Source organism: Mucilaginibacter mallensis, from assembly GCF_900105165.1.
In the GTDB taxonomy this organism is placed as follows: Bacteria; Bacteroidota; Bacteroidia; order Sphingobacteriales; family Sphingobacteriaceae; genus Mucilaginibacter; species Mucilaginibacter mallensis.
In genome coordinates this window covers 5,966,372-5,979,565 of sequence record NZ_LT629740.1, presented here as the reverse complement: position 1 = coordinate 5,979,565, position 13,194 = coordinate 5,966,372, and the positions used below count along the sequence as shown (strand labels likewise).

The window sequence follows — 13,194 nt, the reverse complement described above, 5'->3', positions numbered from 1 at the left end:
TAGTACTTTTGTATTATTGAATATAGAAGAACTACGTGATTATTGCCTGCAGAAACGCGGAGTAACAGAAGGTTTCCCTTTTGGTGAAGACACATTGGTTTTTAAAGTAGGCGGCAAGATCTTTTTACTTACCGGCTTGGAAAACGGCAACAGGTTTAATGTAAAATGCGATCCTGAATTGGCTGTTGAACTGCGCGAGCGCCATAATGAAGTTAAGCCCGGCTATCACATGAATAAAGTTCACTGGAATACCGTTTATATGGATGGCGCTTTAACAGCAAAACAGCTTTGCCAAATGGTTGACCATTCATACGACCTGATATTTAAAAGTCTCCCAAAACAATCACAGGCAGAAATACTTGCTTTAGCTTGAATTAATTACCCCGGTTATCGGCTACTCTCAAGCAACTTTATTGAAAAATAATCAGCAGCAAAGGTGGCATTTACACCCAGTTGAACACCGTAAGCAAATTCTGATATAGTTGCAGGTTGATACGTATGGCTATCTTTTTTACAGCTCTATGTAGCAAGACACAGTATAAACAGCTGCCCTTTTATTTGCATAAACTAATCAGGGGCCGGTAAAACAGCACAAACTAAAATATTAATTAGTTTATTACAGGCTAAAGTCGTGTAAAATTTGCGGAGATAATCTTAAAGCACTACGCAATAGGTATAGCAAAGCCAGTAACGCAAATTTTAGCAGCATTACATTATTATGCGATAAGGAGGCGGTTTATAAAAGTAGAAGACGGATAAATCTGTCTTTCAGTAATTATTTAATATATGAAACCAAACGCCGGCAAAATATACCGGCGTTCAGCTTTTTATATGATAATAACCCTTATTAAAGATTACCAACGGCCACCACCGCCGCCGCCTCTGTTGTCTTTGGAGTAGCCACCGCCGCCACCGCCACGGTTTCCACCGCCGCCGTAACCACCGCCACCGCCACGGTTTCCACCGCCGCCGAAGCTTTTGCGATCACTAGGCTTTCTTTCTTCAGCCTGGCTTACCGCGATAGTTCTGCCTGCAACCTCAGAACCGTTTAAAGCACTGATAGCTTGTTGTGCGCTCTCATCGTCTGGCATTTCTACAAATCCGAAACCTTTACTTCTACCGGTTTCTCTGTCATTAATTAACTTAACGGAGCTTACTTCGCCATACGCTTCAAAAAGTTCTTTTAAATCGGCTTCCTCTAATTTAAAAGGAAGGCTTCCTACAAATATGTTCATCAATCTTTAATTTATAATGGGCTATATTTTTTGTTGCCCTAATCATTTATACACCAAATATAATAAAGTTGTTTTATTATTATTGTAAGATACAATTAATGTTCACATTATTTTAAATGAACACTTATTGCTTTACCGGAAAAATCTCGTCTTTTTTGTTAAATCTTCCATCAAATAGCAGAAATAAACACTTAATTGGGGTTAATACCCTTTTTGATCCTGCTCTTTTTCCCGTTCTCCCTCTAATTTCTTTATTGCCCGCTTTTCCTGCCGTATCTGTTTTTTGGTTTTTCCGGCCGTATCAATAGGGAATGTTTTGCCATTAACGGTTACTGTTGCCTTATCATCATTCTTTGTTTCTTCGGCTTTACGGGTAGTATCCTTTTTACCAAACAGCCTTTGGAAGAATGTTAATTTCTTCTCTGGCTCAACAACAGGCGTTGCATCATTGTCGTCATTGCCTTGTTTTATTATACTATCAGCCTTGGCAGTATCAACGGTTGATACCTCACGGCGCAGGCTTTCTTTTAAGCGTACATTATAAAATCCATATGCATTGCTATCCCGCTGGGCTTTCCCATGGCCAGCCATCAGGTTCCCGATCAAATTAAAATAACCATGCAGGCCGGGTCTTAAGCTACCATCGGGCATAAAGGCGTATAAGCCCGCTTTGGGGTTAGGCAAAATGCTAGCCAGGTAAATACTCTCGCCCAGGGTAAGCTGCCCTGGCGTTTTACCAAAATAATAGCGCGATGCGGGCCCTATACCGTAAATATGATAGCCAAACTCTACTATGTTAAAATAAACCTCCAGCATGCGGTCTTTGGTCATGAGGTGATTGTTCTCGATCATCCATACCAGCATGATCTCCTCAATTTTACGGGCAAGGTTCTTATCGCGGTTCAGAAAGGTATTTCTAATGAGCTGCATGGAGATGGTACTGCCCCCACGCGAAAATTTCTTCTTCTCAAAATCCGTAGCGATGGATTTTCGGATCGATTCCTCAACAAACCCGTTATTACTATAAAACGAGGGGTCTTCGGAGGTCATTATCGCGTTGCGGGTATCGGTGGCTATCTCATTAAGCGGTGTATAATCTGGATTTGCCGGGCCCACTGTAAATGGTGGTGCTTGCGATTTCACTTCGTAAGGTGTTTGTACAAACGGGCGGTTCAGCTTGGTCAAATCAGTTTTGCCAAACTTAAGAATCCTGAAATTATCCTTGTTCATTTGAGAGTTGAACTGCACTGCATCAGGATTCGAGGCATCCAGATAAAAATTAAGACTGTAATTCAACCTGCCTGCAACCTGTATACCTGCAAACGACTCGAACAAGCCACCGGGAAACGAATCAAAAAGATCCTGCCCGTTAAGCCAGCCTGTATTTATTTTTAATTCATATATCTTAACCGGGCTCAGTGTGTATTTGATGTAAGGGTGCGCGGTTATCTTTTTTAAATGTATCACCGATGAGCTATCGAGCGATATATAATTAGCCCCAACAAACACATTGGCATCAATTGACGCGCTGGGAACAACAATATCATTTGTGGCAAGCTTGCGGTTGCTGATCAGCAAATTACTTACCGACCATGACCCATATATCCGTGTTTCACCGCCACCTCGCTCAACTTTTGTAAGCTGGGTAGTAATGGTATCAAAGCTTAGTTTTGTATGATAATGCTCCTCTATTCCAGGCAACTCCACTTTTTTACCATCAGCATACAGTTTCACATCAATTTCTTTGTCGGATGGGTGCAGCTTACCTTCAAAATGCCAGGTAGCTGTACCATCATTAACATTAATTGTTGAGGTTAAGGTACCGCTTTTAATAGCCGCGGTTGTGGTAAGCAATTTTAACGTGGTACTATCCTTAGTAAAAGTAAACAGGAAGTTTTTAAGCTTAAGATTATCAGGTATCTTATACAAAAACTCGTTGATGAGCTTATTTGCCAGTTCGGCAAGGCTGCCCTTTGTTTGTGTTGCTGTAGAATCCTTTTTCTTTTTAAACAGGAAATCGAAGTTTTTTACCTTATTAATGTCGGTAAGGTTCAGATGGCCATCCTCCAGGTCAACATCCGATAGTTTTACCGCACCATAAATAAGCGGCATCAGCTTAACGCTGATTTCCAGCTTTTTAATACTCAACAAACTGTCGCGGTTTTGGGGGACTACAACAATATTTGAAAACGACACCGTACTTAAGCCGGTAAAAGTTGCCGAACCAATTTGCAGGTCGATATTATAAGCAGTTTTTGCTGTCGCCTTTGCCTTTGCTATCTCCCTTTGGAGTATGGCATCGCGTTTTGTATAGGCGATATAACCGCCAATTAAAACAATAATTATTAGGGAGATAACAACAATTAGGGCAATACGTATATACTTAGGATTAAGGCGATGCATCTAAAAAAATTTATCCAAAACTAAACTAAATCTTATCCGATACAAACGCAGGGAGTAGTAAAATGTTTCCGGGTAAAATTGGCAGTAATTATTTTTCTGCAATCCCTATTCTGCTTTTACATTCATTAACCATATTCTACTGCTAATAAAAACCTTTCAGCTTCAATCTTTCTCCCTTCGGCTCCCTCAAACTCATTTTATCATTCTTATGACACTATTCCCCCTCGTTTTAGTAAATTTGCTGTAAGTTATGATCATCACTAAAGAACAAGTATTACAAGCCCTGGGCAATGTTGAAGAACCGGACCTGAAAAAGGACCTGGTTACCCTTAACATGATACAGGATATACATATTGAAGGCAACCGTGTAAGCTTTTCGGTTATACTAACCACCCCTGCATGCCCCTTAAAGGCCATGATTGAGAATGCCTGCCGTAATGCTATCCTGCATTTCATCAGTAAAGAGGCCGAGGTTAGTATCAACATGACCTCACGTGTTACTACGCAAAAAAATACCGGTGTACCGGGGGTAAAAAATATTATCGCGGTAGCATCAGGTAAAGGCGGTGTGGGCAAGTCAACTGTTGCGGTAAATCTTGCGCTGGGTTTGGCCAAAGCCGGATCAAAGGTTGGGTTGATTGATGCTGATATTTATGGGCCATCTATCCCGATCATGTTCGGGCTGGAAAACGCGCGCCCAAGGGCGAGCCAGGTTGAAGGCGGCAAAACACGCATTGAGCCTATTGAAAAATATGGCATTAAATTATTATCCATAGGCTTTTTTACCGATCCGAACCAGCCCGTGCCATGGCGCGGACCAATGGTATCAACAGCCGTTAAACAGTTGTTTAATGATGCCGATTGGGGCGAACTGGATTATCTGGTAGTGGATTTGCCACCGGGTACCGGCGATATACATATCACCATAACACAAACTTTCCCGGTAACAGGCGCGGTTATTGTTACAACTCCACAGAATGTAGCGCTTGCCGATGCTAAAAAGGGTATAGGCATGTTTATGATGGATGCCATTAATGTGCCGATATTGGGTATAGTGGAGAATATGTCGTACTTTACACCTGCAGAGCTGCCTGAAAACAAATATTATATTTTTGGACAAGGCGGCGGCGAAAAGCTGGCAAATATGCTTGATGTACCATTTTTGGGCGAAATACCGTTGGTAAAAAGCATTAGTGATTCGGGCGATGCAGGCACGCCGATCGTATTGGATGAATATTCGGTACAATCAAAGGCGTTTATTGATATGGCTAAGCGTGTAGCGCAGCAAATATCCATATCCAACGCGAAAGTTTTGGATACGGTTTAGAGGCAAATTAGATTCAAGAACCAGGAGGCAGGAATCAAGATTGAAATATATACAAAAAGTCATCTTGAATCATGATTCTTAACTCTTGACTCTTTTTCAATAATAATTAATAACTTTACTTTTTTATAAATTAGTAAAAATGAGTTTATTAGATCAGGTGGAAGCAGCGTTGGACAGCATTCGTCCGTATTTGGAAGCTGATGGCGGGAACGTTTCAATTGAAGAGATCACCCCTGAGGGTGTAGTGAGGCTTAAATTGCTGGGCTCATGCGGTTCATGCCCTATGAGCATCATGACACTGAAGGCAGGTATTGAGCAGGCTATAAAAAAAGCGGTTCCGGAAATCACAGCTATTGAGGCCATTAACCTAACCGATATTGACGATCCGAACGCGGTGCTTCCTGAAAACTTAAGATAGTGTTAAGAATTGTTAAATTGCATTACCAGATGCACTAATAGTGTACTTTTGCTTAAGATTTTTCTGAAATAAGAATCCAACAAACAAGGTAATTTAAAAGAGAGAGACGGCTCATAGCTATATGAAGCATATAATTGGCATATTATTTTTATTTATTACTGTAACAGCCTTTGCACAAAAGCAGGAAAAGCCATTGGTACAGTTCACAGGCATAGTGCATAATGCCGATAGCTCATTGGTTATAGTGCCTTATGTAAATATTACCAATACAAATTCACAAAAAACAGCTTATGTAACCAATTATGAGGGTTATTTCTCATTTGTGGCACATGAGCAGGATACGCTGCGTTTTACCTGCGTTGGTTATGCGCCAACCACTGTGGTTATACCTGCCAATGTAAATAAAAGCTATACAGTACAGGTAAATCTAAAACCACAGATCATCAACCTGCCTACTTTCCACGTGTTCCCGTGGGCTACTACCGATGAGTTTAAAAAGGATTTTGTGGCCATGAAAGTAGCTGACGACGATTTGGAAATTGCTAAAAAGAATGTGAGCAAGGCGACTTTAACAGCACTGATCAGTACACTGGCCAGAGACGGGCAGGAAATAGGCGATGCCAATTACCAGGGCTTAAACTCAAGCATTATGAATTCGCACTCCATAACGCCCAACCCGTTGTTAAACCCGCTGGCATGGGGCAGCTTTATTAACCAGATAACCCAGGGGGATAAAAGCCGCCAAAGCAATGGCGATTAATAACTAGTATCAAGTCAACAGTCTTTAGTCGTAAGTCCAAAGTCAGATTAGTTCTTTTTTGAATTTTGACTCAAGACTTTAGGCTCATGACTAGCGACATTTTCTGATTGACACGACACTAACGCCCTTTCTTAACTGCCGGAAATTTCATTCTGTATTCAACATCCACAATACCTTTCGAGATATCGGTAAGCTTTTTCTCTATCAGGCGACGGCGCAGCGGGCTCAGCTTATCGGTAAACAGCTTACCATCAATATGATCGTACTCATGCTGTATAACCCTTGCAGCTAAGCCTTTAAACGTTTCCTCGTAGTGTTTCCAGTTCTCATCATAGTATGACAGGCGCACGGTAGCTTTGCGGTAAACATCCTCTCTGATATCAGGGATGCTCAGGCAACCTTCGTTAAATGCCCATTCTTCGCCGTTCTCTTCTAAAATAGTGGCGTTTATAAATACTTTTTTGAAGTTCTCTAATTCCGGCTCATCATCAGCAAAAGGGGTAGCATCAATAACAAATAAACGCATGGATAAACCTATCTGCGGGGCTGCCAACCCTACGCCGCGTGCCGCGTACATGGTTTCAAACATATCCTCGGCTAACTGTTTTATATTCGGATATTCATCAGGCTCAATTGCGCCAGCTTTTCTTCTTAATACGGGATCGCCATAGGCTATTATCGGGTACTTCATTTTACAAAAATACGGGTTTATGCGTTAGGTTCAAACAGTAAGGTAATCATACGTTCCGTATCGAATATTTCATTACTTATGGCTAACATATCTTCAGCTGTTACAGCGTTAATTTTGGCAAATACTTCATCCAGTGAATCAGCATGATTAAAATCGATCATGCTTTTTGCTATGGAGATAATCAAACCCATCCTGCTTTCTTCTGCCAGGGCAATCTGACCTATAAACTTTTGCTTGGCTTGGTGCAGCTGCAAGATACCCAGCTTATTATCGCGCAGCTTTTTAAGTTCTTTATGTACCAGCTTAAGCGCTTTATCGCTTTTTTCTGTATCCGTACCAAAATAAATAGAGAAAATGCCGGTATCGGTTAAGGTGGTATAGTTTGATTCGATGGTATAAGCGATGCCGTATTTCTCCCTGATCTCCAGGTTCAGCCTGCTGCTCATGCCCATGCCGCCAAGCAGGTTATTGAGCAATAACAAGCCATTTTTGTAGGGATGGTTTGACGCGTAAGCCTGGTTACCAATGATGCAATGCGTTTGTGAAATAGGCCGGCTCAAAGTATGGATACCGCCTATATTCGGCGCTGGCTTTATCCTGTTCTTTTTAGCACTGTTAGCAGCGATACCGCCAAAATACTTTTCGCCCAGCTTAACCACCTTTTTAAAATCATAATCGCCGAAAACGGCGAAGATCATTTCGCTGGTATTATTGGTGGCAGCTGTAAAGGTTTTGATATCATTAATATCAAACTTAGCAACAGTTTCCGGTGTGCCGAGGATATTTTCGCCTATCGGGTGACCTTTAAACAGTAAAGCTTCAAAATCGTCCTGTATAGCTTCTTCAGGCTGATCAAGGTAGGAGGCGATCTCGTCCAGTATCACACCGCGTTCCTTTTCCATTTCTTCTTCGGGAAAGGTGGAGTGGAACAGGATATCCTCAAACAGGTCCATAGTGCGCTCCAGGTGCTGTTTTAATAGCGACGCATGAATGCAGGTATATTCCTTGGTGGTATACGCGTTCAGATCAGCGCCCACCAGTTCAAGCCGGTTCAGGATCTGGCTGGTGCTGCGTTTTTCGGTTTCCTTAAACAGCAGGTGTTCTATAAAATGCGCCAGCCCTTCCTGGTGCAGCGGCTCATCGCGCGAGCCGGCGTTCAACACAAAACAACAATGGGTAATGGTTGATGGCGAATGTTTTAATAATATCCTTATGCCGTTGGGTAATGTATGAACCTGGTAATCGATCATGAGGCGCAAAGATAGTGTTTCACCGCTGATTAATTTGATTACAGGATTCCGCGGATTGATAATAAAACATGGGGATGATATTTGATTATTTTACTGCTGCCCTCCGTATATGATCGCAAGTACCAACAGCGCTCCAATTACAACAGCTATAACCAACGGCACCCATATTTGCCTGGCGCGGTAAAAGGTTGCATAGCCTATAAACCTCTTCCAGAAAATGAAGTCAAGAATATAAGCAGCAACAATTCCCCCTATAATAGCACTTGAGCTGCCCGAACCCTGTTTGGCCAGGTTACTCATAATATAATACTGCAATACAGTGAAACCAATACCAAACAAAACGACCCAAAAAGCATTGCCCTTCTTCTCCGTTTTGCTGATATTCATGGCCATCAATATCGACCCGAATAGTGCACCGCAAAGCACTGTAAACGTATATAAAGCGCGCCTCGAATACATAGTTGGCGCATCCGGATCATTTACAATAACATTATTGGTATTATTGTTAAAAAAGCCTAATCTGCCATCAACCTGGGCTGCATTGTTGCGATGTGCCTGTATATCCTCATCAATTACCCTCAATTCATCATCAGAAAACACATGCCCTCTGAATTGCAGTTCGGCAACAGACGCATCTACGGTTTCGGGCATGTATTTTTGCCGGTTATCAATACGCTCAAGAAGTTCCTCGTTGGTTCTGCCGGTAGCAAGAAAGTTAAATTTAGAGTCCATTGTGATAATAAGTGGTTAAATGTAATAAATTAGCTACAAATAGGCTTAATAATTCCGCATGACAACAAATTCATCCCTTTAATTTGAACGTATTATCCATTCTCGCTATATTAGTTGCATGAAATTAGTAGATCTTGATTTTGAGCCTCTTATATTAGCCGACGCCATTGAGAAACGTGTGAAAGATATTGGCATACAGCTCAATAAGGATTACAGCGATACCAAACCTGTATTTGTAGGTGTACTAAACGGCAGCTTTTTATTTATTGCCGATCTGATAAAACAAATAGACATCCCCTGCGAAATAACCTTTACCAAACTAGCCTCTTATTACGGCGGCACAAAAAGTACCCTAAAGATCCGCGATGATATTGATTTCAGCGTTGACATTAAGGGCCGCGATGTGCTGATCATTGAAGATATTGTGGATACCGGCAACACCGCACACTACCTTATCGACAAGCTGAAAGCAAAAGAACCCGCCTCTATAAAACTATGCTCCCTGCTGCTGAAACCAGCCTCCCTGCAAACCAAAATTGATGAGCTTAAATACGTAGGCTTTGAAATTGAGAACCACTTTGTAGTAGGTTATGGTTTGGATTACAAGGAAATGGGTAGGAATTTGAGGGATATTTATAAGAAAGTGTAAGGTTGGATTTCGGAATTGGGATTTTAATTAGGGTCATACTGAACGTTAGTCGAAGTATGTGGGCAAAGGCCTTCACGCTTATGTTTCGAGTGCCTCAACATGACCACGCGCTCTTATTACCACGTCATCCCGAACTTGTTTCGGGATCCCACAGGACGGGTCATCAGCATGACGGTCACTTAGCATTTGAGATGCCGAAATAAATTCAGCATGACTTTCAATTAATTTAGGATGTTTATGAGTGTCATACTGAGCGCTAGTCGAAGTATGCGGGTAAAGGCCTCTGCGCTCATGCTTCGACTATCGCTCAGCATGACATCCAACACCTTTTTAACCCTCTACACTCCAACCGGTTCCACAATATCACTTAACAGCTCAATCGCTTCATCAATACCGTTAACACCCTCTATACTCAATCTCAGCGTATTTTTCACTTCTTTTAAATTTGTTCTGCGCGGATTGGCTTGTACAAAGTTAAGCACCTGCCGAAATACCGGTGTTTCAAAGTAAGGCGATTGCTGGTTGGTGATAAAATAGCCGCGAAGCACGTTCTTTTTAAGTGAGATCTTCTCGAAGCCAATGGCTTTGCCCAGCCATTGCAGGCGCATGGTGTTCAGCAGGTCGTTTACCTGGCGGGGGATGGGGCCAAACCTATCGTGCAATTGTTGCTGGAATGCTTCCAGATCAAACTCATTTTCCAGCTTGGCCATTTCTGAGTAGAGGTTATAACGCTCGGATAAACTGGTTACATACTCGTTTGGTATGAGTATTTCCAAATCGGTATCAATCTGTGTAAAGGCGATGAACGGGCGTGGTTTATCCTCGGGAAATACACCTTTAAACTCATCTTCTTTCAGTTCCTGTATGGCTTCGTCCAATATTTTGTGGTACATCTCGAAGCCTATTTCGGCTATGAAGCCGCTTTGCTCTGCACCTAACAGGTTACCGCTGCCGCGGATATCCAGATCGCGCATGGCAACGTTGAAACCGCTGCCCAGGTCGGAAAATTCCTCAATGGCACTCAGTCGTTTGCGGGCCTCACTGGTCAGCGTTGATAACGGCGGACTTAATAGATAACAATATGCTTTTTTGTTGCTTCGCCCTACACGGCCCCGCATTTGGTGCAGATCGCTCAACCCAAACATGTGGGCGTGGTTGATGATGATAGTATTGGCATTCGGGATATCCAAACCGGCTTCAATAATGGTGGTGGCAACCAGCACATCATATTCGCCGTTCACAAATTTCAGCATCACATCCTCCAAAGCATCACCCTCCAATTGTCCGTGCGCTATACCCACACGAGCTTTAGGCACCAGCTTATGGATCATGCCACCTAGTTGCGGCAGATCAGCAACCCGGTTATGGATAAAGAAGACCTGACCATCTCGGTTTATTTCAAACTCAACGGCTTCCTTTATCAGTTTATCATTAAAAACATGCAATTCGGTAACCACCGGCTGCCTGTTTGGCGGCGGGGTTGATATAATGGACAGATCCCTCGCACCCATCAATGAAAAATGTAAAGTACGCGGGATAGGCGTCGCGGTAAGCGTCAGCGTATCCACATTGGCGCGCATTTGCTTCAGCTTTTCTTTGGTTGATACACCGAACTTCTGCTCCTCGTCAATGATCATCAGGCCCAGGTCCTTAAACTTTACATCCTTGCTTACCAGGCGGTGCGTACCTATAATGATATCAACCTTGCCTTCTTTCAGTTTTTCTAAAGTTTCTTTGATCTGCTTACTTGATTTAAAGCGGTTCACATAATCAATATTGCAAGGGAAGCCTTTTAAACGATCCGAGAACGTTTTATAATGCTGAGCGGCTAAAATGGTAGTCGGCACTAAAATAGCTACCTGCTTGCTGTCTGCAACGGCTTTAAAAGCGGCACGAACGGCTACTTCGGTTTTACCAAAGCCCACATCACCGCAAATGAGCCTGTCCATCGGGTGCGGCGATTCCATGTCCTTTTTAAAGTCGCTGGTGGCCTTTTCCTGGTCGGGGGTATCTTCGTATAGGAACGAAGCCTCCAGCTCGGTTTGTAAATAGCTATCGGGCGAGAACGCATTACCCAATTGTGTTTTACGCACGGCGTAAAGCTTGATCAGGTCGCGGGCTATGTCTTTAACTTTTTTTTTTGTTGTTTTCTTGAGGCGTTCCCAGGTATCGGTACCCAGCTTATTCATCTTAGGCACCGCACCCTCTTTACCGCTATATTTGGAGATGCGGTTAAGCGAGTTGATGTTCACATACAGCAAATCATTATCAGCATAAAGCAAACGGATCATTTCCTGCATTTTACCGTTAACCTCAATCTTTTCAAGGCCATTATACTTGCCTATGCCATGGTCAATATGCGTAACGTAGTCGCCGGGCTTAAGCTCACGCAGTTCTTTCAGCGTTATGGCCTGCGAGCGCTGATAACCTTTTTTGAGTTTATATTTATAGTAACGATCAAAGATCTGGTGATCGGTGTAGCAGGCTAATTTTTGCTCGTGATCAACAAAACCCTCACGGATAGATATGCTGATGGGCGTAAATTTTACGGTTTTGTCCAGGTCCTCTAAAATGGCGTAAAGCCTTTCCACCTGCCGTGCAGAATCGGTGAGGATAAAGTTCTCTATTTGCTCCGCTTCGTTGTTCTTAAAGTTATGGATCAGCAGGCTAAAGTCCTTATTGAACGATGGCTGCGGGCGCATATCAAAATTAATGGCAGCATCAGGCTGATAAAAGAACTGCTTTCCAAATTCCACTACCGGAAAATCACCCAATTGTGATGAGATCAATTTTTCATCCGTAAAACCAAATTTAGGATCTATCCAATCCGGGTTCTGGTTCTTTTCATCTGCAGATAGCGCTTTCCATAATTGGGTAGCTTTTTTATAGCCGTCCTGTATAATATCTAAGGTAAATTGTACATCCTTTATCCAAATCTGCGTACCGGCATCAACATACTCCAATAAGGAAATATTGCTCTCCGTTAAAAATTTGGATTGCACATTAGGTACAATGGTAATGCTTTTCACCTGCTCAACCGAAAGCTGGCTCTCAATTTCAAAGGTGCGGATAGATTCGATCAGGTCTCCAAAAAACTCAACCCTGTAAGGCAGTTCATGCGAAAAGGAGAAAATATCAACGATACCGCCACGAACAGAGAACTGCCCCGGCTCATACACAAAATCAACCCTGTCGAAATCATATTCCACCAAAAACTCATTGATAAAATCAATGCTGAGTTTGTTGTTTACTGAAATTTCCAGTGTATTTTTCTCTAGCGATGCACGGTCTATCACTTTTTCGGCCAAAGCCTCGGGATAGGTAACAATCAGCTGACCAAATTCAGATGAATGGTTAAGCTCGTTCAATACTTCGGCACGTGCCAAAACATTACTGCTATCGGGCTGGGTAAATTCAAAAGCTTTACGGTATGATGAGGGGAAAAGTAAAACTTCTTTACCGGTAAGGTTCTCCAGGTCTGCCTGGAAATAACCTGCCTCTTCGCGGTCGGGCAGTACAAATACCATGTGCTGGTGCTGCAAAAAATACAAAGCTACCGCCATGGCCGAATCACTTGATCCGACTAAACCACGAAGCTGAACCCTTGGACTTTTTGAGGCGTTTAGCGCTTGCGCCAAAGCCTTGATCCGTTCATCAGCCTTATACCTGTCTAATATATCACGGATGTTCAAAACGATGCGAAGATACGCAAAAAAGGCGTTTCCACTC

At 42.6% G+C, this 13,194-nt stretch carries 11 protein-coding genes; 5 read left to right on the top strand and 6 right to left on the bottom strand.

Going from position 1 to position 13,194, the window contains the following annotated elements:
• The first annotated feature begins 16 nt into the window (after nucleotides 1-16).
• Nucleotides 17-373 carry an MmcQ/YjbR family DNA-binding protein gene (locus BLU33_RS24830; RefSeq protein ID WP_091379966.1) on the top strand — a complete coding sequence of 119 codons (357 nt, stop codon included), beginning with the start codon at nucleotides 17-19 and terminating at the stop codon, nucleotides 371-373.
• Between the two features lie 481 nt (nucleotides 374-854).
• On the opposite strand, the gene BLU33_RS24825 is transcribed toward BLU33_RS24830, so the two are convergent.
• Together BLU33_RS24825 and BLU33_RS24820 are read right to left on the bottom strand one after the other, a co-directional pair.
• Nucleotides 855-1,235, bottom strand: a complete 381-nt coding sequence (locus BLU33_RS24825) for an RNA recognition motif domain-containing protein (RefSeq protein ID WP_091379964.1) — start codon at nucleotides 1,233-1,235, stop codon at nucleotides 855-857.
• 201 nt (nucleotides 1,236-1,436) lie between these two features.
• Nucleotides 1,437-3,638 (bottom strand): biosynthetic peptidoglycan transglycosylase, encoded by a 2,202-nt coding sequence (locus BLU33_RS24820; protein ID WP_091379961.1) that lies wholly within the window; start codon nucleotides 3,636-3,638, stop codon nucleotides 1,437-1,439.
• A 250-nt stretch (nucleotides 3,639-3,888) separates the two neighbouring features.
• Between BLU33_RS24820 and BLU33_RS24815 the strand changes: the two genes are divergently transcribed.
• From BLU33_RS24815 to BLU33_RS24805, 3 genes are all read left to right on the top strand, one after another.
• Nucleotides 3,889-4,965, top strand: coding sequence for an Mrp/NBP35 family ATP-binding protein (locus tag BLU33_RS24815; RefSeq protein WP_172829294.1), 1,077 nt, complete (start codon nucleotides 3,889-3,891; stop codon nucleotides 4,963-4,965).
• Nucleotides 4,966-5,104: 139 nt separating this feature from the next.
• Nucleotides 5,105-5,383, top strand: a complete 279-nt coding sequence (locus tag BLU33_RS24810) for a NifU family protein (protein WP_091379958.1) — start codon at nucleotides 5,105-5,107, stop codon at nucleotides 5,381-5,383.
• 121 nt (nucleotides 5,384-5,504) lie between these two features.
• Entirely contained in the window at nucleotides 5,505-6,143 is a 639-nt protein-coding gene (locus BLU33_RS24805) for a carboxypeptidase-like regulatory domain-containing protein (RefSeq protein WP_091379955.1), read from the top strand.
• Between the two features lie 118 nt (nucleotides 6,144-6,261).
• Here the strand turns inward: BLU33_RS24805 and def are convergent, their stop codons facing one another.
• From def to BLU33_RS24790, 3 genes are all read right to left on the bottom strand, one after another.
• Nucleotides 6,262-6,834 (bottom strand): peptide deformylase, encoded by a 573-nt coding sequence (def, locus tag BLU33_RS24800; RefSeq protein WP_091379952.1) that lies wholly within the window; start codon nucleotides 6,832-6,834, stop codon nucleotides 6,262-6,264.
• A gap of 17 nt (nucleotides 6,835-6,851) precedes the next feature.
• Entirely contained in the window at nucleotides 6,852-8,081 is a 1,230-nt protein-coding gene (locus tag BLU33_RS24795) for a M16 family metallopeptidase (protein WP_172829323.1), read from the bottom strand.
• 93 nt (nucleotides 8,082-8,174) lie between these two features.
• Nucleotides 8,175-8,816 (bottom strand): hypothetical protein, encoded by a 642-nt coding sequence (locus tag BLU33_RS24790; RefSeq protein WP_091379945.1) that lies wholly within the window; start codon nucleotides 8,814-8,816, stop codon nucleotides 8,175-8,177.
• Nucleotides 8,817-8,934: 118 nt separating this feature from the next.
• Between BLU33_RS24790 and hpt the strand changes: the two genes are divergently transcribed.
• Nucleotides 8,935-9,465: a hypoxanthine phosphoribosyltransferase gene (gene hpt, locus BLU33_RS24785; protein ID WP_091379942.1), complete on the top strand. Its 531-nt coding sequence runs from the start codon at nucleotides 8,935-8,937 to the stop codon at nucleotides 9,463-9,465.
• A 338-nt stretch (nucleotides 9,466-9,803) separates the two neighbouring features.
• On the opposite strand, the gene mfd is transcribed toward hpt, so the two are convergent.
• Nucleotides 9,804-13,157: a transcription-repair coupling factor gene (mfd, locus tag BLU33_RS24780; RefSeq protein WP_091379939.1), complete on the bottom strand. Its 3,354-nt coding sequence runs from the start codon at nucleotides 13,155-13,157 to the stop codon at nucleotides 9,804-9,806.
• Nucleotides 13,158-13,194 lie beyond the last annotated feature (37 nt).

Bases quoted from the DNA above. Each gene is read 5' to 3' on its own strand.
- BLU33_RS24825 (WP_091379964.1), bottom strand. From the start codon at position 1,235: ATGAACATATTTGTAGGAAGCCTTCCTTTTAAATTAGAGGAAGCCGAT.
- BLU33_RS24820 (WP_091379961.1), bottom strand. From the start codon at position 3,638: ATGCATCGCCTTAATCCTAAGTATATACGTATTGCCCTAATTGTTGTT.
- BLU33_RS24815 (WP_172829294.1), top strand. From the start codon at position 3,889: ATGATCATCACTAAAGAACAAGTATTACAAGCCCTGGGCAATGTTGAA.
- BLU33_RS24810 (WP_091379958.1), top strand. From the start codon at position 5,105: ATGAGTTTATTAGATCAGGTGGAAGCAGCGTTGGACAGCATTCGTCCG.
- BLU33_RS24805 (WP_091379955.1), top strand. From the start codon at position 5,505: ATGAAGCATATAATTGGCATATTATTTTTATTTATTACTGTAACAGCC.
- def (WP_091379952.1), bottom strand. From the start codon at position 6,834: ATGAAGTACCCGATAATAGCCTATGGCGATCCCGTATTAAGAAGAAAA.
- BLU33_RS24790 (WP_091379945.1), bottom strand. From the start codon at position 8,816: ATGGACTCTAAATTTAACTTTCTTGCTACCGGCAGAACCAACGAGGAA.
- hpt (WP_091379942.1), top strand. From the start codon at position 8,935: ATGAAATTAGTAGATCTTGATTTTGAGCCTCTTATATTAGCCGACGCC.